At 69.4% G+C, this 21,376-nt stretch carries 18 protein-coding genes and 3 pseudogenes; 15 read left to right on the forward strand and 6 right to left on the reverse strand.

What is annotated here, in order from left to right:
- Window positions 1-53: 53 nt before the first annotated feature.
- On the forward strand, window positions 54-545 hold the full coding sequence (locus tag OG568_RS15370; protein WP_329531975.1) for a MaoC family dehydratase: 492 nt from the start codon (window positions 54-56) through the stop codon (window positions 543-545).
- A gap of 138 nt (window positions 546-683) precedes the next feature.
- A complete protein-coding gene (locus OG568_RS15375; RefSeq protein ID WP_329531976.1) occupies window positions 684-902 on the forward strand; it encodes a hypothetical protein in 219 nt (72 codons plus the stop codon).
- 391 nt (window positions 903-1,293) lie between these two features.
- Here the strand turns inward: OG568_RS15375 and OG568_RS15380 are convergent, their stop codons facing one another.
- Window positions 1,294-1,869 (reverse strand): TerD family protein, encoded by a 576-nt coding sequence (locus OG568_RS15380; RefSeq protein ID WP_329531977.1) that lies wholly within the window; start codon window positions 1,867-1,869, stop codon window positions 1,294-1,296.
- Window positions 1,870-2,140: 271 nt separating this feature from the next.
- Here OG568_RS15380 and OG568_RS15385 point away from each other — a divergent pair, with 271 nt between their 5' ends.
- The 3 genes from OG568_RS15385 (at window position 2,141) to OG568_RS15395 (ending at window position 5,656) form a co-directional block, all read left to right on the forward strand.
- Entirely contained in the window at window positions 2,141-3,373 is a 1,233-nt protein-coding gene (locus OG568_RS15385; RefSeq protein ID WP_329531978.1) for an alpha/beta fold hydrolase, read from the forward strand.
- Window positions 3,374-3,737: 364 nt separating this feature from the next.
- Window positions 3,738-4,202: a hypothetical protein gene (locus OG568_RS15390; protein ID WP_329531979.1), complete on the forward strand. Its 465-nt coding sequence runs from the start codon at window positions 3,738-3,740 to the stop codon at window positions 4,200-4,202.
- 119 nt (window positions 4,203-4,321) lie between these two features.
- On the forward strand, window positions 4,322-5,656 hold the full coding sequence (locus tag OG568_RS15395; RefSeq protein ID WP_329531980.1) for a Vps62-related protein: 1,335 nt from the start codon (window positions 4,322-4,324) through the stop codon (window positions 5,654-5,656).
- A gap of 207 nt (window positions 5,657-5,863) precedes the next feature.
- On the opposite strand, the gene OG568_RS15400 is transcribed toward OG568_RS15395, so the two are convergent.
- Both OG568_RS15400 and OG568_RS15405 read right to left on the reverse strand, forming a co-directional pair.
- Window positions 5,864-7,069: an alpha/beta fold hydrolase gene (locus OG568_RS15400; protein ID WP_329531981.1), complete on the reverse strand. Its 1,206-nt coding sequence runs from the start codon at window positions 7,067-7,069 to the stop codon at window positions 5,864-5,866.
- A gap of 90 nt (window positions 7,070-7,159) precedes the next feature.
- Complete coding sequence (locus OG568_RS15405) at window positions 7,160-8,740, reverse strand: AMP-binding protein (RefSeq protein WP_329531982.1); 1,581 nt, start codon at window positions 8,738-8,740, stop codon at window positions 7,160-7,162.
- A 338-nt stretch (window positions 8,741-9,078) separates the two neighbouring features.
- On the opposite strand from OG568_RS15405, the gene OG568_RS15410 reads away from it, so the two are divergent.
- Window positions 9,079-9,336 (forward strand): hypothetical protein, encoded by a 258-nt coding sequence (locus OG568_RS15410; RefSeq protein ID WP_329531983.1) that lies wholly within the window; start codon window positions 9,079-9,081, stop codon window positions 9,334-9,336.
- A 54-nt stretch (window positions 9,337-9,390) separates the two neighbouring features.
- Here the strand turns inward: OG568_RS15410 and OG568_RS15415 are convergent, their stop codons facing one another.
- On the reverse strand, window positions 9,391-10,218 hold the full coding sequence (locus tag OG568_RS15415) for a helix-turn-helix domain-containing protein (protein WP_329531984.1): 828 nt from the start codon (window positions 10,216-10,218) through the stop codon (window positions 9,391-9,393).
- A gap of 113 nt (window positions 10,219-10,331) precedes the next feature.
- Between OG568_RS15415 and OG568_RS15420 the strand changes: the two genes are divergently transcribed.
- The 3 genes from OG568_RS15420 to OG568_RS15430 all read left to right on the forward strand — a co-directional run bounded on the left by OG568_RS15420 (window position 10,332) and on the right by OG568_RS15430 (window position 12,393).
- Window positions 10,332-11,108, forward strand: coding sequence for an alpha/beta fold hydrolase (locus tag OG568_RS15420; protein ID WP_329531985.1), 777 nt, complete (start codon window positions 10,332-10,334; stop codon window positions 11,106-11,108).
- A 215-nt stretch (window positions 11,109-11,323) separates the two neighbouring features.
- Window positions 11,324-11,872, forward strand: a complete 549-nt coding sequence (locus OG568_RS15425) for a carbonic anhydrase (RefSeq protein WP_329531986.1) — start codon at window positions 11,324-11,326, stop codon at window positions 11,870-11,872.
- 332 nt (window positions 11,873-12,204) lie between these two features.
- Window positions 12,205-12,393 (forward strand): hypothetical protein, encoded by a 189-nt coding sequence (locus OG568_RS15430; RefSeq protein ID WP_329531987.1) that lies wholly within the window; start codon window positions 12,205-12,207, stop codon window positions 12,391-12,393.
- Here OG568_RS15430 and OG568_RS15435 read toward each other — a convergent pair.
- Window positions 12,378-12,491 (reverse strand): annotated as a pseudogene (locus OG568_RS15435) (IS21-like element helper ATPase IstB); the annotation flags it as partial. The gene OG568_RS15430 and the pseudogene OG568_RS15435 sit on opposite strands and share 16 nt — an antisense overlap.
- Before the next feature lie 150 nt (window positions 12,492-12,641).
- Between OG568_RS15435 and OG568_RS15440 the strand changes: the two are divergent.
- Window positions 12,642-14,084 (forward strand): MFS transporter, encoded by a 1,443-nt coding sequence (locus tag OG568_RS15440; RefSeq protein ID WP_329531988.1) that lies wholly within the window; start codon window positions 12,642-12,644, stop codon window positions 14,082-14,084.
- Window positions 14,085-14,441: 357 nt separating this feature from the next.
- Here OG568_RS15440 and OG568_RS15445 read toward each other — a convergent pair whose 3' ends face one another.
- Window positions 14,442-15,380 carry a phosphatase PAP2 family protein gene (locus tag OG568_RS15445; RefSeq protein WP_329531989.1) on the reverse strand — a complete coding sequence of 313 codons (939 nt, stop codon included), beginning with the start codon at window positions 15,378-15,380 and terminating at the stop codon, window positions 14,442-14,444.
- Between the two features lie 303 nt (window positions 15,381-15,683).
- Between OG568_RS15445 and pstS the strand changes: the two genes are divergently transcribed.
- The 5 genes and pseudogenes from pstS (at window position 15,684) to OG568_RS15470 (ending at window position 21,176) form a co-directional block, all read left to right on the forward strand.
- A complete protein-coding gene (pstS, locus tag OG568_RS15450) occupies window positions 15,684-16,811 on the forward strand; it encodes a phosphate ABC transporter substrate-binding protein PstS (RefSeq protein WP_329531990.1) in 1,128 nt (375 codons plus the stop codon).
- 91 nt (window positions 16,812-16,902) lie between these two features.
- A pseudogene (gene pstC, locus OG568_RS15455) lies at window positions 16,903-17,901 on the forward strand (phosphate ABC transporter permease subunit PstC); the annotation flags it as partial.
- 177 nt (window positions 17,902-18,078) lie between these two features.
- Window positions 18,079-18,918: pseudogene (gene pstA / locus OG568_RS15460) on the forward strand (phosphate ABC transporter permease PstA); the annotation flags it as partial.
- A gap of 39 nt (window positions 18,919-18,957) precedes the next feature.
- Window positions 18,958-19,467, forward strand: coding sequence for a winged helix-turn-helix domain-containing protein (locus tag OG568_RS15465; RefSeq protein WP_329531991.1), 510 nt, complete (start codon window positions 18,958-18,960; stop codon window positions 19,465-19,467).
- Window positions 19,468-19,637: 170 nt separating this feature from the next.
- Window positions 19,638-21,176 carry a penicillin-binding transpeptidase domain-containing protein gene (locus OG568_RS15470; RefSeq protein ID WP_329531992.1) on the forward strand — a complete coding sequence of 513 codons (1,539 nt, stop codon included), beginning with the start codon at window positions 19,638-19,640 and terminating at the stop codon, window positions 21,174-21,176.
- The last annotated feature ends 200 nt before the right edge of the window (window positions 21,177-21,376 follow it).

Raw genomic sequence — 21,376 nt, forward strand, 5'->3', positions numbered from 1 at the left:
ATCGTCCACCACGCCTCGCCGAGTTCGGCGGGGAACCGAGTGAGAGGGCGTCCATGACGACGACTGTCCCTGCCCCCACCGACAACTTCACCCACCCCATCGAGGACCGCTACTTCGAGGACTACGTGCCGGGCGCCGTGCACGTCTTCGGCAGCAGCACCCTCACCGAACAGGACATCCTCGACTTTGCCCGGCGCTTCGACACCCAGAGCTTCCACACGGATCCCGTGGCGGCGCAGGCCGGACCGTTCCAGGGGCTGATCGCCAGCGGCTGGCACACCACCGCCGTCATGATGCGCCTGTACGCCGACCACTACCTCAGCAAGGTCGCCTCGCTCGCATCCCCCGGCGTCGACGAACTCCGCTGGCAGCAGCCGGTACGGCCAGGCGACACCCTCTCGGTCCGGGCCACGATCACCCGCGCCCGCATCTCCCGCTCCAAGCCCGACCGCGGCATCGTGCACACCCAGGTCGAGGTCCTCAACCAGCACGGCGAAACGGTGCTCACCATGACCGTCATGAACATGCTGCGCCGCAGGCCGTAGCTGCCCTCGGCACGGGCGGCGTGCAGGGCGATGATGCCAGTCATCGCCACGGCGCGAAGCCGACGCGCTGCCCAGTCGTCGCCCACCAGTACCAGTCCGAGAAACGCCAGATGGTCAGCCGGCCACGCGGTATCGCAGGTGCGTGACCCCTGGGGCGTCGATCATGCGGCCGAGGTCGAGCCGGCGGGGCGAGCCCAGCGCCGCACACTGGCCGGGTTGCTGATGCCGACCGAGGGGTACTGCACCACGTGGACCGACCGCGTGGTCCTGACCCCCGAGGACGAGCAACACCTTGCCGACTGGATGCGCCAACACTTCCACCTCACCTGGTGCGAGCGCCCCGATCCCGTCCCCTGAAGACAACGCTCACCTCCCGGCTCCGCCCGCCCCTGAACCTCGACGGCACAGAGCACGGCACCACCCGAGAATGCGTCAAGCGGGCGCGGGCCACTTACTACACCAGCGCCGGGTATCGCCCGGACACGGTCCGCGTCCCGACCTGGGCTGGCCCAGATTCCGCCGCGAAGGGCAGGCCGAGCGACCACACCGGGTCATCGGAACCGATGGGTCCGCCATCGTCGACGCAGCCAGTCGGCGGCCTCCCCGAGAGCAACGAGAAAGACCGCCGAAGCCGCGCACCGGCCCGGCGAGGCGGGCTGTGCGAGTGCCTTGCCCAGGAGCCAGAGGACCAAGGCAAGCAGCGCCCACCACATACCGAGCGACAAGGCCGCGCGTCTCGCGCGCGGGCTCACATCGCCCCTGCCGGACGCGTGCCTGGAGTGTCGCCCGGTCCGGACTGCTCGGCGGCGCCCATTTCCAAGGTGAAGACCGACGGGTCGCTGTCGAAACCGCGGATCATGTTGTGGAACTCCCAGGCACCGGAGCTATCCCTCGTGAAATCCGCGACCGTCGTGGCGGTCGCGTCGGCGACCCGGGCGAAGTCGTCTGCCAGTAGTTCCCTGTATCCCTCGACGACCAGCACACCGGCATTGGCCATGTCGCCGAAGGTCCGGCGCCCGCCGTCCTGATGGATGGCCACCCCCACCACGACCCGGCCGTAGGCGGATGCCAGCCGGTCGAACTCCAGACTCATGACCTCGACATAGCCCAAACCCAGCCCAGTCTGGCTGTGCCGGGACATGTTGATGGTGCCGTCGGGTGACCGGCTGTCGTAGTGGACGACATAGACCGGCCGCCCGTAGAGGTCGTCCGCGGAGTAGGTCGCGGCGATGATGTCGAGATGGCGAGGCTGTTCCCCCAGGGGACTCGGGTCCCACTTGAGTCGCACCTCGGCCTTCCCCAGTCCCTTGCCCGCGCTGCTCACCGGACGCCACCTTTCCCGTATCGAACCGTCCCACGACCGGTCGGCCCCTACTCGTCAAGTATGGCCTGTGACCAGCCACTTGATGCTTCCTTGATGGCCTCCGGGCCGATCCGGCAGCAATGGCAGCACGCGAGACCACCTCTTCGGGCCGGTCGGCAGGTTGCTGCCTCCTGGTCAATATGCCGACAGACCAGGGCAGTTGGTCTTCCGTCCGGTTCACGGCGCGCTCGCGCGCGTGTACGTCCAGGGAGGAGGGTTGTACGCTGCAAAGGTGGAGGGGGACAAGTATCGCTTCGGGGAGTACGAGCTGGACCTGGCTCGGCATCAGCTCCGCCGAGCCGGTGAGTCGGTTCACGTCGAGCCCCGGGCCCTGGACCTTCTGTGCCGTCTGGTCGCGCACCGGGACCGGGTGGTGACCAAGAACGAGTTGCTGGACGAGGTGTGGGGTGACCGCTTCGTCAGCGAGGCTGCCCTGACCACGGCGTTGCGGACCGCTCGGCTGGCCGTGGGGGACACCGGCAGCCGGCAGCAGGTGATCCGTACTGTGCACCGGCGGGGATACCAGTTCGTGGCCCCGGCGGAGGCCGTCGGAGGCGGCCCTTCGGCCGAATCCGGTCAAGAACACGGTGCCGAGCCGCCGCCAGCACCTGCCCCCATCGGCGCCGACCGTCAGACGATCCGGTTCTGCCGGGCAGGCGACGGCACCCGGATCGCCTATGCCTCCGTCGGGTCGGGCCCGCCTTTGCTCAAGGCGGCCAATTGGATGAGCCACCTCGACCTGGAGTGGACGACGCCGGTGTGGTCGCACTGGCTGCGCGGTCTCGCGCGCAGCCGCCGACTGGTCCGGTACGACGAGCGGGGGTGCGGCCTGTCGGACTGGGCGGTGCCCGGCTTCACGTTCGACGACTGGGTCGACGATCTCGAAACCGTGGTCGATGCCGTGGGGCTCGACCGTTTCCCCTTGCTCGGTGTGTCGCAGGGCGGTGCGGTTGCCGTGGCCTACGCCGTACGCCATCCCGAGCGGGTCAGCCGGTTGATCCTCGCCGGCGCCTACGCCCGGGGACGGCAGGTCCGGGCCAAAAACGGGGCGGAGCGCGACGAGGCGGCTCTCGATCTGGATCTGGCCCGCGTCGGGTGGCTCCACCAGGACGCCAAGTTCCTGCGGGTCTTCGCTTCCCAGTTCCTGCCCGAGGGCACGCCGCAGGAGTGGGAGGAGTTCATCACCTTCCAGCGGCAGACGACGTCGCCCGCCAACGGGGTGCGTTTCCTGGAGGAGTTCGCCCGGATCGATGTGTCCGACATCGCCCACCGCGTGCAGTGCCCGACGCTGATCATCCACTCGCGGGACGACGAGCGGGTGCCTGTCTCGCAGGCCGGTGAACTGGCCGCGCTCATTCCGGACAGCCGGCTGGTCGTGCTCAAGAGCCGTAGTCACCTGCTGACCGCGTTCGAACCGGCCTGGGACGAGTTCATCGCCCACATCGACGCCTTCCTGGCGGAGTGACCTCGAAGCGGGTGGCCGGCCGGAGCCGGACCAGGCAATCGGCTGCCCGCGGTAGCGACCGACGAGGTCGGTGACCGCCACCTCGCCGCTCTGATGCTCGGGCACCGAGGTCGCCTCCTGCTGCTCTACCCCCTCCCTCCCCGCACATGGTGAAGGCCCCGTTCGGGACACCCCGCACCCGCTCGGCACGCAACCTGAGGACGCGCACCCTCAGCTCGCCCTCAGGGAAGCCTCAGACCGCCCCCAAGCTCCAGACCGGGGTATGGCCGAAGCTCGAACTACGCCAGGCCGAGGGGCTCTTGACGAACCTCGCACCCAAGCCTGGCCTTCATCCAAGAGAGACACGAGAGAAGAGGGACAGTCGATGCGACTCGACAACACCAGGACGTCCGGCACCATTCGGACTCGACGGGGGCTGGCGCTGCTGATCGCCTCGGGGGCGGGGCTGGGTGCCCTGCTGCTGGGAACGGTGCCCGCGCAGGCCAACGACACGACCAGGGTCGTCTCGGCGGACGGCCAGTCGGTCACGTTCGCCGCGAGTGACAGCAGCCGGGGCGTCAGTGGAAGCGTCTCCTTCGTGGTCAACGCGGACGGCAACTGGTCGATCACCGGGACCGGGCACAACTCGCACCTCCTCGTCCGCACGTTCCACTGGACCTGTGATCTGACGTGGGACGCGGCGACCGTCACGCACGCCACCGGAGACAAGGCCGTGCCCGGCAAGAAGACCCGCACCATCAGCTCGGCGGCGTACGACCCGAACATCCAGGCGGACTTCGCCGACATCGCCGACCACGGCAGGGCCGACTGCGACATCGTCATCGGCTAGTCGCACACCATTCGCACAGGTCGGCGCGGAGCCGGCCCGGCAAGACCACGGGCGTCCGTGAAGCCGTTCGACGCCTTCACGGACGCCATTTCGGAACACCACAGGGGGAACCCAGACACATGATCACTCAGCGCTACGGCGACCTGGAGGTCGCCTACACCACGCAGTGGCACGCGAACACGTACCCGTACTTCCCGGCCGGAGTCCCCGCGGGGGACGGGCAATGGCGCGCCCTGGGCGCCGTCTTCGCGAACAATGCATCTTCGACGACGTGGCCGGGCGGCGAGTTCGGAGGGCTCCTGGTCAAGGACCTCTCCTCCGGCCAGGACCTGCTCCGGCCGCCCGTGGACTTCCAGAAGGTGGGCCGTTTTGACCCCTGGACGTCCCGCGACGCCGACATCTGGCGGCCCGTCCCGCCCGCCGGCTACGTCGCCCTGGGAGACGTGGTGACCATGCACACGAGCGCGGGGGCTGTCAAGCCCCGCGTCTCTGAGTTGGGCCTCGTGTGCGTCAAGCAGGTGCACGAAGGACGCGCCTATGTACGCCGCGGCGAACTCGGCCGGCTCCCGCTTCGGGTAAATGGCTCGGGGGAGGCCCTCTGGGCCGTCACGACCCCGCTGTTCCCGGCGGACGACACCGAGGAGCATCTGCTCCTGCCGGCCGCCACCTTCAGCTGCGGACCCGACACGCCGCACGCGCCGACGGCCGTGACCTGGGTGCTGGACCTGCCGGCCGCCGTCGACAAGACCGGCTACGCCCCGGAGATGACCCTGACGTCCTACAACCCGCCCCCGGCCCAGGCGATCGTCACCGACCGGACCGTGACCGTGCCGTACCACATGGTCAAGGACGATGGGCGCACCGAGGCGTGGAAGGTGGCCAACTCACCCTTCTACAAGATCCAGCGCAAGCGTCAGTACGATCTCGTCCGCCACGTGGACTACCGGGGCTCGGGCAGCGGGACGATCCTCGAGGAGATCCAGCAAGGCGTCTCGGAGGAGAGGGGGCAGGAGTTCTCGCAGAACGTCGGGATCTCCGTCAGCGTCACCGCGGGCGTGGAGGCGTCGGCCAAGCCCTTCGGCATGGGGGCCAGCTCCTATGCGGAAGCCACGGTGAGCGCGTCCCTCGAACTCGGGTACGCCTCGCGCTACAGCGTGTCCACCTTCGAGAACAAGGCGGTGAGCGTGTCGTACGACGTGCCCGCCGACCATGCCGGCGCGCTGTGGACCGACACTCATCTGCTGGTCCCGATCCGGGGCGACGGCACCCTGGTCACCGGCGCGAACCTGAGGCTGAACTCCGGCTACTACGTGGGTCGCACCTTCCCGCACCTCGACGCCACCAAGATCGTCGTCGCCCGCAAGTTCTCGGACGAGGAGATCAAGGCCGCACAGGACATGGGGATCGACCTCAAGAGCCTGACCGAATCCGACGTCACCGAGATCCAGCAGTAACCGTCACCTGGCGGGCAACAGGGGCCCACCGGCCGACGCTGTGCAGGTGGGCCCTCGCCCGTCGCCCATCTCTTCCCGGCATGGCCACGGACTGTGCGACCGCCACACCCACCGGAGCGCGACCGGCATCCGCACGCAGTCGCCGATACGGCCGTGCACAGCGCCGCGCGGGGCCCTCTCGTCAGCGCAGGCGTTCCGTCTGCCGGGCTACTCGGAGAGGAATTTGTAGAGGTGGGTGAGGAAGGTGGGCCATGCGGGGTCGTCCGCGGTGAACAGGTGGTTGCGGCTTTCGAGCAGGATCAGCCGGCTGTCGGGGATGAGCGTGGCCAGTTCCAGGGCCTGTGCGACGGGGACGCGCGCGTCGTCGCGGGCGTGGATGATCAGTGTGGGGCAGATCACGTCGCGAGCGATGCCCGAGACGTCGATGCGGGTGAACTCCTCAAGGAAGCGCAGGCCGTTGGCGGGCGAGGTCGTCTGCCGTTGGTAGGCGGCGAACGCGTCCCACTCAGCGGGAGTGGCGTCGGCGAGGAACTGGGAGGCGAAGTAGCGCAGGAAGCTGCTGTCCTGCGAACGCCATCCGGCGCGGGCAATGTTGAGGTCGACCTCGGCGGCATCGCGCTCGGCGTCACTGCCCGCGCGGATCTGCAGCCCCCTGGCGTAGGCCGAGGTGAGGATCAGATGGCTGACCCGCTCGGGACGGCGCGCGGCATAGGCGACCGCCACCGCACCGCCCTGTGACACGCCGAGCAGCGGGAAGCGGTCCAGGCCGGCGGCGTCGACCACGGAATCGAGGTCGTCGACCAGGTCGTCGAGGGTGAAACTGGGCACCGTCCACTCGGAGAGCCCACAGCCCCGCTCGTCGTAGCGGATGAGTTGCCGGCCACGGGTGAGGCCGTCGAACCAGTGGGCCCACATCGGGTTGGTCCGGTCGAGGTCGAGGTGGGTCAGCCAGTTGGCGGTCTTCACCAGGGGCGGGCCTTCGCCGGTGAGGGCGTAGGCGATGCGGGTGCCGTCGACCGACCGGCAGAAGCGGATGACCTCGTGATCGGCCTCCGTGACGGGTGCGGCGCCGGGAGGAGAGAGCGGCGTGCCGGGGACCACTGTCGTAGTCGCGACGAACTGATGGCTGTGCGGGCTCACGGTGCGAATGAGCTGTTGCCCGGTGTCGCTGTCGCCGATCGCGAGGCGGGCCGTGCGCAGCCACGTGGCGAGAGTGGTCTCACTGACCGTGCGTCCGCGCCCCATCCTGTCGCGCAGTTCGTCCTCGGACACGACACGGTCGCGGTGCTCGACCAGGAGGCACAGCAATTCGAGGGCCCGGGGGTCGACATCGACCTGCTGTCCACCGCGGCTGAGCCGACGGCGGTCCGCGTCCAACGCGTACTGCCCGAACCGATAAACCGCGCCGTCCACACGAAAACTCTACAACATCCCTTCATATTAGGGGAGTTGTGGGCTCTCTGGGTCGGCCCGAGCGCCGGGGCGGCAGGTACGGCCTGCGTCTCAGGAGCACGCCGGCTCCCGGTCCCTCAGCTGGCGCCGCAGGATCTTTCCGGAGGCCGCCTTCGGCACCGCCTCGATGAACTCGACCCGGCGGATCCTCTTGTACGGGGCGACCTGGCCCGCGACGTGGGCCATCACCTCGGCGGCGGATATCGGCACCCCCGTCATCGGCACCACGAACGCCTTGGGTATCTCGTTGCCCTCCTCGTCGTAAACGCCGATCACGGCCGCGTCCGCGATGCCGGGATGCTGCACCAGGATCGCTTCCAGTTCGGCCGGCGCCACCTGGTAGCCCTTGTACTTGATGAGTTCCTTGACCCGGTCGACGATGAACCAGTTCCCGTCCTCGTCGACCCGCCCGATGTCGCCGGTGTGCAGCCAGCCCTCCGCGTCCACCGTCGCGTCGGTGGCCTCCGGGCGGCCGAAGTAGCCCTTCATCACCTGCGGCCCCCGGACCCACACCTCGCCCGGTTCGCCCGCCGCCACGTCCAGCCCGGTGACCGGGGCGACCAGCCGCGCCTCGGTCGACGGGAGCAGGCGTCCGACACAGGCGGCGGGCTCGTCGACGTCGCCGTCGGCATGGAGGTGAGAGACGGGGGACAGTTCCGTCATGCCGTACCCCTGCCCGATCTCCACGCCCAGCCGGGCGGCCGCTGCCGCCTGCACCCCGGCGTCCAGCGGCGCTGCGGCGCAGATGATCCGCCGCAGGTGTGACAGGTTCACGTTCTCGACTGCGGGATGCTTCGCCAGCGCCAGCATCACCGGCGGTGCGACGTACGCATGAGTGATCCGGTCGCGCTCCAGGCTGCTCAGGAACACGTCGAGATCGAACCGCGCGTGCACATACACGGTCGCACCGCGCAGCAGCGCGTTGTTGAGCAGCGCGGTCAGCCCGAAAATGTGGAAGAAGGGCAGGATCGCGATGATCCGGTCGCCCTCGCCGACCCGATGCAGGGCGTCCACTTGATCGAGGTTGGTGCACAGGTTGCGGTGGGTCAGCATGACTCCCTTGGGTACGCCCGTCGTGCCGCTCGAATAGGGCAGCACGGCGACGTCCACGGCGGAATCGGTCTCGAACGCCGGCACCTCGCCGTCGCTGAGCATCCCCAGCACCGGCCGGTGGCCGTCGGCACTGTCACACACCAGGATCTCGACTTCCCGGCCGGTCATGCGCCTGACCACCCCGACCGCCGCCCGCGCGGTCTCGATCAGCGCCGACACGCTAACCATCAGCCGTGCCCCGGAGTCGATCAGTTGTTTGGCGATCTCGGCCGGCGTGGCCAACGGCGACAGCGTGGTCACCGTCCCGCCCGCGGTGGTGGTGGCGTACAGGACCACGGGGAAAAGGGTCGTGTTCGGCGAGTGCAGCGCGACCACATCCCCCTTGCCGATTCCTTCGGCGGCAAGACCGGCCGCGAGCTTGCGGACCAGGACGGCCAACTCGCCGTAGGTCAGTGTCCGTCCAGTGGCCACGTCCACCATGGCGGGCCGTGAGCCACGCCGCGCAGCATCGCCGAGCACGCGTTCATGGAGGGGACGGTCGATGTCGGGGACATCCGGGTACTTGCTCTTGTGGATCACGGGAACTCCGTTTCTCGGTCTGTGGCGTTGGCCGGAACCGCCAGTTGTCCGCGCGGTGGGCGACGACGGGCTTGTATTCGAACGGTCCTCCCGGGCCGGGGCATACAGGGCGCAGTACGCGTGCCTGACAAGGCAGGCATGAGCTGGTGCCCGCCTGGTCGGCCCCGACCAGGAAGCGGGCCGGTCGAACCACTGCGCAGCGGTGTCAGTCGACATGGATCGGCGTCACCTGGCGGTTCGGTCAGTCGAGGTTGGACAGCTCGATCATGGTTCCTGCCACCGGGTTCTCCTTGGCGGAACCCTGAGGCTTCTCTGAGGACGGGCTGAGGGCGACCGCCTTGCAGGATGGCACCATCAAAAGCACCGGCGGCTGCATCCCCAACTACGGCACAGCCGGCCTCGACCGCAACGAATTCCCCTTCGCCACCACTTATGAAGGCGCCGCACAACACGCCTACGACGCAACGGCGCCGACGGACAACTTCTCCGCCAAGATGATCGACTCAGCCGAGAACCAGGCAGGCGGAAGCCAACTCGGCGTCTACTACGGGTACGACGGCAGCGACGACGCGTTCTACGTCGAGATCACCCCGTAGCCGCAGACCGGAGATCGACTCCACCGTCAGGGGGACTTTTCGTGAGCGCTCTCATCACTCGACGGCCACCGTCGCCTGCCACGCCCCGGGCCGCATGCCTGTCGCGTTCTGGAAGAACACCGAGAAGTTGGACGCGTCGGGGAAGCCGAGCGTGCCGGCGCAGGCCGCCGCGGTGAGGCGGTCGTGCGCGAGGAGGCGTTTTGCTTCAAGGACGATCCGGTCGACGATGTACGCCTTCGCGGTGCGGCCAGTGGCCTGCTGCACCACTCGTGAGAGGGTGCGGGGCGCGTAGCCCAGAGTCCGGGCGTAGTACCCGGCGTCGTGATGTTGCCTGAAGTGTGCCTCGACGTTGGACCGGAACAGCCGGAACACCGGATGTGCTGAGCGTGCTCCGCCGTGCGGGGGCCGGAGCCGGGCGATCAGCGCGGAGAGGAGGATCTCGGGCAGCTCTGTGGAGAGGTCCCCGGGCAGGGCTGACGCCTCAAGGAGGAGATGGTTCCGCGCGGCGTCGATGAACGGCCAGTCAGCGTCGGGGATTCTCCAGTGCGCGGCCAGGTCCGGGGACGCGACGAGTTCCCGGGTGGCGTGGGTGACCGGCGCGGTCGGCACGAACAGCACGACGTGCCCTGCCACGCCGGCGATGTCGTCCCACCTGTGTACCGCCCCGGGAGGGATCCATACCGCGGAACGCTCCCGCAGCGGGTGCCGGAGGAAGTCCACCGTGACGGATCCGGGCCCGGCATCGACGACGGCGAGGACGTGGAAGTCGGCGCGTTGTGTCCCACCGTCGTTCAGCTCGCGGAGGTGGTCGAACGTCATCGTTTCGACGGCGGCGGCCCGGCGCTCGACGGGCTGGTAGGTCATCTGCCGGATCACGGTCACGTGTCCAGTTTCCACCATCGAGCGACCGGTCACGCCGATGCCCGGGAACAGCGGGAGATATTCAATGAACACACAGGCCGAATCGCCTCGTAGCGCAGATCGAGAGAGGCACGATGAACACCACGCAGAAACCGCTTCTACCCGTTTATGACCACAGGCAGGGGGCCGGCCCGACCCTGGTGTTCCTGCACTACTGGGGTGGTTCAGCCCGCACCTGGGACCTCGTCGTCGACCGCCTCGCGGGTCGCGACCTGCTCACTGTCGATTTCCGCGGGTGGAACCGCTCCAGCAACCTGACGGGGCCTTACACTCTCCACCGGCTCGCCGAAGACACGCTCGCCGTGATCGCCGACTCAGGCGTCACCGACTACGTCCTGGTAGGGCACTCCATGGGCGGCAAGGTAGCGCAGCTCGTCGCGGCGACCCGGCCCGCCGGGCTCCGCGGGATCGTCCTTGTCGGTTCCGGCCCGGCGAAACCCGCCACGGCGGTCACCGCGGAGTACCGGGAAGCCCTGTCCCACGCCTATGACTCCGAGGAGTCCGTCGCACGCGCACGGGACGACGTCCTGACCGCGACCGAACTGCCCGCTTCGATCAAGGAGCAGATCGTGGCCGACTCGCGTGCCGGAGCCGATGCCGCCCGCACGGAATGGCCGCTGCGCGGCATCGCGGAGGACGTCACCGAGCACACGCGCATGATCAGTGTTCCCTCCCTCGTCGTCACCGGAGGCAACGACCGCGTCGAGCCGGCCGGGGTGCTCGTCAACAACCTGGTGCCCTACCTTTCCGGAGCCGAGTTCGTGGTGATCCCCCACACGGGGCACCTGATCCCACTGGAAGCTCCGGCCGACCTCGTCGACGCCATCACGGCCTTCGCACCAGCAGCCTGACCATCTGGACGACCCAACGGCGGTGACTGTCCCCGATCGTCCGCCGAAGGCCCAACCGCGTCGAAGCATGAGGTGGGGATCCGCCCGCGTTGACTCGCACCCACCGACACCGGCCGCGGTCGGCCCGGGCGACAGGCTCATCAGCATCACCAGCCGGCGGAGACACCTCGAAATGCGGGGCAGTGCCGCCTATACATCAACCAGGAGTGGACATCATGACGAAGTTCAACGAGTTGCTGGAGCGCAACCACGAGTTCGCTGCGAACGTCGATCTTGCAAGGCTGGCCATGCCGCCCAGGGAAGCAATGCCTGACAGGCTGCTTCTCGTGCTGGCCTGTGTCGACCCGCGGGTCGAGCCGGCCGGCTTCCTCGGCATCGGAACCGGAGACGCGGGAGTGCTGCGCAACGCGGGCGGGCGCGTGGACGACCGGATCGCAGAGGACATTGCCTATCTCTCCATGCGCCTGGGTGTGCGGATGGATGTCGCCGTCATCCATCACACGCAGTGCGGGACCGGGAAGCTGTCCGAGCCGGCCTTCCGCCAGACCTTCGCTCACCACACCGGTCTGCACGAGGGCGACCTCGCCGACAAGGCGGTGACCGACCCGGCCGTAACCGTGCGCCAGGATGTCGCGAAACTGCTCGGACACCCGCTGCTGACCGACGACCTGCTCGCTTCGGTGTCCGGCCATGTGCTGCGGCTCGAAACCGGGCTGGTCGAGACGGTCGTCGAAGCGACCGCTCCGGTTCAGCCCCACCGGTGACACGACCGGTCCGACCTTCGGTTCCGCGGAAGCCTCGGGAGCTGGAGGCCTTGTCGGGCAATGACCTGGTCAGATCTGGAGCGCGGTCGGCCAGGGCCGGTGCGCTGGACACGGATGCGTTCCAGATGGGGGCGTGCGCAGCTGCGGCGCGTTCGAAGAGCCCGAGCCGATTACGGAGGAGCCGCGTGCCAGCTTCAGGTCCCCGGCCTCACGAATTCATGGTGCCCGGCGTCGTAGTGACAGTCGGTCACCTCATGAAGGACGGGTACTTTCGAACTGCGATGATTCAGCTTCTCTAGGACTGGATCACGTGCAGGGGAGGCACCCTTCCGGTGTCGAGGCGTACAGAGTGGGCCGATATCGCCGCCATAGTGGGGGCGGTGTACGACGGTGACGACGGCCATATCCGCGACCCGCTGCGGGCGTTGGCGCAATATGCGGAGGGGGGCACGCTGTTCGCGTTGCGCGACGCGCTCACCTTGGACCTGGAGGCGGCACAGCTGGGTCAGCCGCTGGCCTGAGCTGCGGCCATCTGTTCGGCCCGGGCCCGGGTGGCGGCCAGCCAGTAGGAGTCGGTGCCGGTCTCGATGATATTGCCGCCGAACGGACGTTCTTCGACCCGTTGCCTCAGCACCCAGCCTTTTCCCTCCGGTCACAGAATATTTCTGTTGCCGATGTAATCTGCGGGCGTTGTGAGCGGTGTGCCCTCTGCCTGCCGCCGTCGCGTCACTGGGGAGGGTCTGTGGGCGGGCGCGTTACGAGCACCAGGATGACAAAGGGGGAGGCGGGGTGGCCGGCGGTGCTGGTGCGGGAACGGCCTCGTCCACCTGCCATACGTGACCATCCCGACGCGTGGCGGCTTGCGGTCGCCACGGTGTGCTTCGGTGCGTTCATGGGACAGCTCGACGCCAGCATCGTCACGCTGACCTACCACAGCCTGCGCGTGCAGTTCCATGCTCCGCTGGCCGGCGTGGAGTGGGTGTCGCTGGCGTATCTGCTCACATTGGTGGCGCTGCTGGTGCCGGTCGGGCGGCTGGCCGACGCCCGCGGACGCAAGCTGTTCTACCTCTACGGGTTCGTGGTTTTTACCGCTGCCTCGGCGGCCTGCGGCCTGGCCCCATCGCTGGGCGCCCTGATTGCCTTCCGGGTGGTACAGGCGGCCGGGGCGGCGATGCTCCAGGCGAACAGTGTGGCGCTGGTGGCCACGAGTGCGCCGCCGGAGAAGATGCGGACGGCTCTGGGGGTGCAGGCGGCAGCCCAGGCGCTGGGGCTGGCGATCGGGCCCACCGTGGGCGCGGCGTTGGTGGCCACGGTGGGCTGGCGGTGGGTGTTCGGCATCAACGTGCCGATCGGTGTGGTCGCGGTGGTGGCCGGGCATTTCCTGCTGCCGCGCACGCGCAGCCGCAATCCGGTGCCCGCGTTCGACTGGTGGGGGCTGGCGTGGCTGGCGACCGCGACGACGTCGCTGCTGCTGGGTGTGTCGGCGGCGTCCGGGCTGCCCCTTCCGCCCTGGGTGGTGGCGGCGTTGTTCGCCGCGGCGGTGGCGGCGGGCGTGGCTTTCGTCCTGCGGCAGCGCCGGGCGCGGGTGGCGCTGCTGGATCTGGGGCTGCTGCGCCTTCCGGCGGTCTCGCCCGGGCTGGCGGGCGCGCTGAGTGGCTACCTGGTGCTCTTCGGGCCCCTGGTCCTGGTTCCGATCGTGCTGGTGCGCGCGGGCTGCTCGGAGGTGCTGACCGGTGTGGTGGTCAGTGCGCTGCCGGCCGGATTCGCTCTGGCTGCCACCGGCGCGGAACGGGTACTGCCGCGCTCGACGACCGATCGTGGCAGGTGTCTGCTGGGTGCGGTCGTTGCCGGTGGCGCGCTGGCGTGCATGCTGGTGGTGCCCGTGGAGGCCGGGTGGACGGCACTGCTGTTGGCGCTGCTCGGCGTAGGGCTCGGTGTGTTCACGCCCGCGAACAACACGCTGATCATGCGTGCTTTCCCGGTGGCCGCGTCCGGCACTGGTGGGGGCCTGGTGAACATGACCAGAGGGCTGGGCACGGCGCTGGGTGTCGCACTGGTCACCCTGGCCCTGCACCTCGCTCCGGCCGGGAGCGTGGCGCCGGCCGCCCGTCGCGGCGTGACGGTGCTGCTGGCCGCGGCCGGTGTGATGCTGCCGGCGGCCTGGCTCAGCCCGCGGCGGACGGCTTCGGACAGCGGCACGGTGACGAAGTAGCGCGGTTCGACGGCGGGGGCGGCAGGGGCAGAGACGGCCGAGGAGCCGCGAGGTGCGGCAAGGAGGCAGGGCCCGCGCAGGACGGTGATAGTGACCGGCATACCGGTCACTATCACCGCGCCCCTTGCAGTGACGGCAGCGCCGGGCCAGACCGTGCGGCTGGGAAGCCTGGCCGGCCTGAGGCGGCTCTGTTCGGGTATCCGGGTCGCCTCGTGGCCCGTCGGCGGCGCCTTGATTTACCCTGTGCCGCGTCGACCGGGCTCCCCATCCGCTCCGCGGCGCCGGATGTCCCGGCCGCTGAGGAGACGCCGCGTTCGGGACCGGGCGCCGGTATCTGCCGCGGTAGGCATGCGATGACTACCTGGCCCCCTGGCGATGAGCGAGCGCCGTGGGGGTCGCCGACGTGTCGCCTGGCGCCTCGTCCACGACCGGGACTGTTGTGGGCCCTGCGTCTGTGGCCGCCGGGCTCTGCCCCCGGGGCGCAGCCGCTGTCGAGGCCGGGTCGGCCGCTGTCTGCCGGTTTGCCTGCCGGCGGCCGGGCATCATGTCGACGACTCGCAGCGCGGGCCTGGTGAGGACGAGCCCGAGCCCCATCACCAGGACACCGACGGCGGCATCCATCAGGTAGTGGTTGGCGGTGCCCAGTACCACCAGGACCGTCACCACCGGGTAGGTCGCTCCGAGAGCGCGCACCGCCCAGTGCCGTCCGAGGCGGAAGAGCATGAGTCCGCACCACAGCGACCAGCCGACGTGCAGGCTCGGCATGGCCGCGTACTGGTTGGTGAGATGCCCCAGGCCGCGCGGTGCGCTCGCGTCGGCGCCCCACCAGCCGTAGGAGCTGTACTGCGCCATGGTGTCGATGAAGCCGTAGCCGCCGGTCAGCAGCCGGGGTGGGGCGGTGGGCAGCGTGGTGAAGCCGACCAGGCCGATCAGGGTGGAGATCATCAGCCAGGTGCGGGCGGTCCGGTAGTGCGTCGGCCGACGAAGCCACAGCCAGACCAGGACGGCGGGCGTCACCAGGTAGTGCAGTGAAGCGTACGCGAAGTCGGCGGGGACCCCCAGGAAGGCGTGGTGCGCGAAGAGCTGGTTGAACCAGCGCTCCGGGTCCAGGTGCAGCAGTTGCTCGTCGTGCAGGATGTCGGCGCCGTGGCCGACGGCGTTGCCCACCTCGCCTCTGACCAGCAGACGCACCCCGGAGTACACGGTGTAGACGACGGCTATGAGCGGCAGTTCGGACCACCAGCGAAGGCGGCCACGGTAAGCCGCGGCACGCAGCGCTGGGGCGTGGATCGTCATTGCGGGAGTGTCTCCTGGTTCTCCGAAGGCAGGGGGCCGGCGGTCATGGCACGGGGCGTGTCCGTCGTGCCCTCAACGGCATTGATACGGACACCGAACATGTAGCTGCCAGAACATATCGCTAGCCAAATATATCGGTAACCGAATAGCTTTGCCGTCGGTACATCGCTCGTTCACGTTCGTTCGCCCTGCGTTTCACCCTGCGCTCCTACGTTCACGGCTGCCTGCACACGACAGGCCCATGAATCCGGCGGCGGGACCTGCCCTCAGGGGGACCGGTTTGCCCAGGAAAGGACAGTTGCGGTGAAGCTCCAGCGGTTTGCGCTTGTGGCGGGTGTCGGTCTGCTCGCGACGGCCACGCTCTCGGCGTGCGGAAACGACAACAACAACTCAGGCTCGTCGTCCTCGGCCTCCGCCGGCGCGGGCGGATCGTCGGCCTCCGGCGTCTCGTGCGGCTCGGGCACGCTGACGCTGGCCGGTTCCAGTGCCCAGGCCAACGCGATCTCGAAGTGGACGAAGGACTACCAGGCCGCCTGCTCCGGGTCGACGATCAACTACAACCCCAGCGGCTCCGGTGCCGGCGTGACCGCCTTCGAGCAGAACCAGGTGGACTTCGCCGGTTCCGACTTCCCGCTGAGCGCCGACGACCAGCCCAAGGCGGACGCGCGCTGCGGCTCGGGCAACAATGCCATCAACATCCCGCTCGTGCCGGGCGCGATCGCCGTGATGTACAACGTCTCCGGCGTCAGCTCCCCGCTGAACCTGTCCGCGCAGACGCTCGCGAAGATCTTCAACGGCAAGATCACGAAGTGGGACGACCAGGCGATCAAGAAGGACAACCCAGGTGTGAGCCTGCCGGGGACGAAGATCACCACGTTCCACCGGGCGGACAAGTGCGGCACCTCCTACAACTTCTCCAACTTCCTGAACCAGACCGACGCCGCCGACTTCCCCGCGAAGGCGAACAAGCAGTGGCCGGGCAGCGGCGGCCAGGGGCAGAACGGCAGTTCCGGTGTCGCCCAGGCGGTCAAGACCACAGCCGGCGGCATCGGCTACGCGGAGATCTCCTACGCCCAGGCCAACGGTCTGCCCACGGCGAAGGTCGGCAACGCCAAGGGCCAGTTCGTCGAGGCCACCACACAGAACGCCTCGGCGTTCATCGCGAAGGCCAAGACCCAGCGCAACGGCGCGGACCTGCAACTGGCCTTCGACTACGGCTACTCCGACCCCAGCGCCTACCCCGCGGTCCTGGTGACCTACGAGATCGCGTGCGCCAAGGGCAACAAGTCCTCCCAACTGCCCCTGATCAAGGGCTTCTTGAAGTACGGCGCCGGTGACACAGCGCAGGGCGAGCTGCCGGCGGCCGGTTACGTCCAACTGCCCAAGAACATCCAGACGCTGGTGCAGTCCTCGGTCGACTCCCTGAGCTGACGCCCCTCCACGGCTGCCGTCGGACCCTCGGGGGGGGCCAGGCGGCAGCTCCCAGCCCGTCTTCGAACGCACGCGCACCGTCTGGAGAATCATGAGCGGAGAGTCGCCGACCGTGGCCGAGCCGTCCGGCGCGGCGCAAGGACGCCCCAGCCCCGGCACGTCCCCCTCCGGGCTGCTGAGGCGCCGGCGCCGCGCTTCCGGGCGGGGTGACAGGGTGTTCCGGCGTACCGCTGTCGGCGCCGCGGTGTTCCTGCTGCTGCTGATGGGCGCGATAGCCGTCTTCCTGCTCACCCAGGCCCTGCACGCCATCACCGTCGACCACGCCGACTTCCTCACCGCGTTCGAATGGAATCCGGACGAGGACCCCTCGGTGTGGGGTGTGGCCCTGGTCGCCTGGGGCACCCTGGTCACATCGCTGTTCGGCCTGGTCATCGGCGCGCCGGTCGCCATCGGGGCCGCGATGTTCATCACCCAGTACGCGCCGCGTCGCCTGGCCCAGGCACTGGGCTACATCGTCGACCTGCTGGCCGCGGTGCCGTCGGTGGTCTATGGCCTGTGGGGGATCATCTTCCTCGTGCCCCACATGGGCGGCATCTCCAAGTTCGTCGACACCGTCCTGGGCTGGATCCCGGTCTTCTCCTACGACGGCTCGCCCGCGCCGCGTTCGGTATTCGCCGCCGGCATCGTCCTGGCCATCATGATCCTTCCGATCATCGCGGCGCTGTCCCGCGAGGTCTTCCTCCAGACCCCGCACGAAACCCAGGAGGCCGCGTACGCGCTGGGGGCCACACGCTGGGAGATGATCCGCCTGGCCGTGCTGCCCTACGCGCGCTCCGGCGTGATCAGCGCGGTCGTCCTCGGCTTCGGCCGGGCACTGGGCGAGACCATCGCGGTGGCCATGGTGCTCTCGCAGACACAGACCTTCTTCACGCACTTCCTGAATCCCGGTGGCAACACCATCGCCGCCAACATCGCCATCCAGTTCAAGAACGCTTTCGGGGTCGGGCGCGGTGCCCTGATCGCCTCGGGCCTGGTGCTGTTCGTCATGACGCTGCTGATGAACTACCTCGCCCGGTGGATAGCCCGCCGCGGCACCCTTGACCAGCGTTCACAGACCCCCGCCGCCGCACCGCAGGCCCCGACTCCCCCGGCCGACGCGCCCGCCGGGCAACCGCACCACCTGCTGGCCACTGCACCCCGCACCACCCCGCACCCGCTGGACGGTCCGAGCGGACCGCGCGTGCCCATGGCGGGCACCAGTCTGGGACGTCGGATACGCGACCGGGCCGCCCAGGGCCTGGCCGCAGCCGCCTTCGCCGCTGCGGTGCTGCCCCTGGCCTCCATTCTGTGGCTGGTGGTCGGGCACGGGGCCAAGCGCTTCGACAGCGTGTTCCTGAACAACTCCATGCGCAACATCGCCGAGTCCGACCAGGGCGGGGGCGCCTACCACGCCATCCTGGGCACCCTGGAACAGGCGGGGATCGCCACGCTGATCGCCGTGCCGCTCGGGGTGTTCGTCGCGGTCTATCTCGTCGAGTACGGGCGCGGGGCGCTGGCCCGGATGGTCACGTTCGTGGTGGACGTCATGATGGGCCTGCCCTCGATCGTGGCGGGCCTGTTCATCCTGTCGGTGTGGATCCTGGCCTTCGGCTTCCAGGACTCCGGCTTCGCCGGCTCCCTCGCCCTGGTCATCCTGATGCTGCCGATGGTGATCCGCTCCTGCGAGGAGATGATCAAACTCGTTCCCGATTCCCTGCGCGAGGCCGCGTACGCCCTCGGTGCGCCCCGCTGGCGGACCATCGCGCGGGTTGTCCTGCCCACTGCGCTTCCCGGGATGGTCACCGGCATCATGCTCGGCGTCGCCCGGGTCATGGGTGAAACCGCCCCCGTGCTCCTGGTGGTCGGCTTCACCTCCTCGATCAACTTCAACCCCTTCAGCGGCGCCCAGGGCTCGCTGCCCGCCTTCATCTACAACGAGGCCACCCAGCCCTACGCACCTGCCGTCGACCGGGCCTGGGCCGGTGCGCTGACCCTCATCCTGATCATCATGCTGCTCAACCTCGTCGCTCGCCTGATCGCCCGGTGGAAGCAACCCGGTCGCGTCTGAGACCGCTCCCCTCCCGCCGAACCGACCCAGGAGGCTCCCATGGCCCCGCCCCGCCACACCCCCACCGCCCCGGCCGACCGGGGCGACTACGTGGTCGTCCCCCCGAGCACCCAGGGCCGGCTGCGCCTGCTCACCGTGGGCCCGGTGGAACTCGACCTGGACGGCAAGCAACTGCGCATCGCCGGTCAGGTCACCCACATCCCGATGAAGGAATTCCAGCTGCTGGCCATGCTCATGGACAACGCCGGCCTCGTGCTGACCCGCCGCCAACTCCTCGACGAGTGCTGGGAACCCGGCCATCCCGACGGCACCAAAACCCTCGACGTCCACATCAAACGCGTCCGCGAACACCTGGCCGCCGCCGACCCCGACCTGCGGGCCCGGCTGCGCACCGTGCGCGGGTACGGCTACGTCTTCGACGCCGACCCCCCTGGTCCCGTCGCACCGGCACCGGCCCCGAGCAGCACGCCCGATGGGGACCGTCATGTCTTCCGCCTTCCACACGCCTCGCACGGTGCGGCTCGACCCGGCCGGGGCGGTCGCGCATGAAGCACCGGAAAGCTGACCGAACTGGTGCCACCAGCCGGGGGCTGGCAGTGAACAGGGCGGCGAAGACCGGCATCATCGGGGCCTGCGCGGTCGCGCTGGGCCTGGGAGGCTTTGGCGCCTACGACATCGCGCACGGCCAGAGTCGGCCGTCGGGCGGGAGGCGGAGAACCGTGACTCCCGCGGCGGAGTCGAGCACACCACCGCCTACGGCGAAGGCCGGGACGTTCGCGCGTGGCTTCCTGAAGGACTGGGCGGCGGGCCCCGCCCACTACACGGCAGCGGCTGGCGAGACGGACGCGCCGAAGGACGCGCGGCAGGCACTGGACGCCTACCGCGCGGGCGTGAAGCTGCGCTCACTTGCTTTCAGCGACATCGCCACGACCGGAACAGACCCGCGCCGCGGCAACGCGGTGCGGGTCACCTTCACGGTCACAGCCCGGCTCACGGCAGGCACGTGGTCGTATCCCGGGGTGCTCGACGTGGTGCAGGACGCCGCCGGGCAGCAGGCGGTGCGCTGGTCGCCCTCGGTCCTCCACCCCCAGCTCGGCGCCGGCCAGAGCCTGCGCCTGGGCCCCCTCACGCAACCGGCTTCGCAGGTGCGGGTGCTCGCGCGGGACGGCAAGACGCGGCTGACGGGTGAGCGGTTCCCCTCTCTCGCGGCCATCGTGTCCACCATCGGAGCGCACGCGGCGGCCACCGAGAAGGGCAGGGACGGCAGCGGAGTGACGGTGGTGAACACCGCCGGGGCCAGCGTCGCCACCCTGAAGGTCTTCAAGGAGCCGACGGCCGTGTACGTACGCACCACCATCGACGCCGGCCTGCAGGCGGCGGCCGAAAAGGCGGTGCACGACCAGCAGGTGGACGGCAAGCCGGCCGGGGTGGTCGCGCTCGACCGCCACAACGGCCACATCCGCGCCGTCGCCTACGACGGCCCGGACGGCGACATCGCGATCAACGCGGCCAAGGCGCCCGGCTCCACCATGAAGATCATCACGTCGGCGGCACTGTTCGACCGGGCGGGCATGACGCCCGACAGCACGGCCCCCTGCCTCAAGACGCAGGCCGCGTCCGGCCAGGTGTTCCACAACGAGGCGGACGTGCCGGCCAACCCGGACGCCACGCTCCTGCAGGCGTTCGCCGAGTCCTGCAACACCGCCTTCGTCAAGGAAGGTTTCGACCACCTCGTCCACGGCGGTGACGACGCCGCCGACCTGCACGACGAGGCCCACGACATGTTCGGGTTCGGCAGCTGGTCGATCGGCGGGGGCGTGCAGACCACCGACCCGTCCGTCCCTGCAACCCCGTCGGGCGGGGACAAGGCGGCCCAGTTCATCGGCCAGGGCCAGGTCACGGCCAGCCCGCTGGTGCTGGCCTCGGTGGCGGCCACGGTCCGCGACGGCGCCTTCCACCAGCCGGTCATCCTGCCCGACCAGCCGCAGACCCCGGCGCCCCACCCGCTGTCGCCCACCACCGCCGGCTACCTCCAGCGCATGATGCGCGCGGTGGCCACGAGCGGTACCGCGAGCGCCCGCCTGGGCACCCTTTCCGGAGTGGGCGCGAAGACCGGCACCGCGGAAGAGGGCGACGGCACCAACGGCTGGCTCACCGCCTACAACGACGACCTCGCCGTCGCCTCCCTCGTGGAGGGCGGCAGTTCGGGCGTCGGCTCCGCCGGCTACGTCGTATGGGACCTGCTCACCGCACGGTGACATCCGGTCGGGCAAGCGGTGCTTCCACCGGGACGGACGCCCCTCCGATACCCGAAGGCACCCGGATTGGGCCGGTCGGACATGCCGTGCGGCCGGCGCGGGGGCCGGCTGTCGTCGGTGCGGGACACAAAGCACGCGGAGAGGCAGCAGCACTGAAAGGGCTGCTGAAGTCCGGCGCGGCCGGGCAGTCGATCGCGGGA

The organism is Streptomyces sp. NBC_01450 (genome assembly GCF_036227505.1).
GTDB lineage: Bacteria > Actinomycetota > Actinomycetes > Streptomycetales > Streptomycetaceae > Streptomyces.

Excerpts from the sequence above, each read along its gene's own strand:
- OG568_RS15370 (WP_329531975.1), top strand. The coding sequence starts at position 54 with ATGACGACGACTGTCCCTGCCCCCACCGACAACTTCACCCACCCCATC.
- OG568_RS15390 (WP_329531979.1), top strand. The coding sequence starts at position 3,738 with ATGCGACTCGACAACACCAGGACGTCCGGCACCATTCGGACTCGACGG.
- OG568_RS15395 (WP_329531980.1), top strand. The coding sequence starts at position 4,322 with ATGATCACTCAGCGCTACGGCGACCTGGAGGTCGCCTACACCACGCAG.
- OG568_RS15420 (WP_329531985.1), top strand. The coding sequence starts at position 10,332 with ATGAACACCACGCAGAAACCGCTTCTACCCGTTTATGACCACAGGCAG.
- OG568_RS15425 (WP_329531986.1), top strand. The coding sequence starts at position 11,324 with ATGACGAAGTTCAACGAGTTGCTGGAGCGCAACCACGAGTTCGCTGCG.
- OG568_RS15440 (WP_329531988.1), top strand. The coding sequence starts at position 12,642 with ATGACAAAGGGGGAGGCGGGGTGGCCGGCGGTGCTGGTGCGGGAACGG.
- OG568_RS15445 (WP_329531989.1), bottom strand. The coding sequence starts at position 15,380 with ATGACGATCCACGCCCCAGCGCTGCGTGCCGCGGCTTACCGTGGCCGC.
- OG568_RS15465 (WP_329531991.1), top strand. The coding sequence starts at position 18,958 with ATGGCCCCGCCCCGCCACACCCCCACCGCCCCGGCCGACCGGGGCGAC.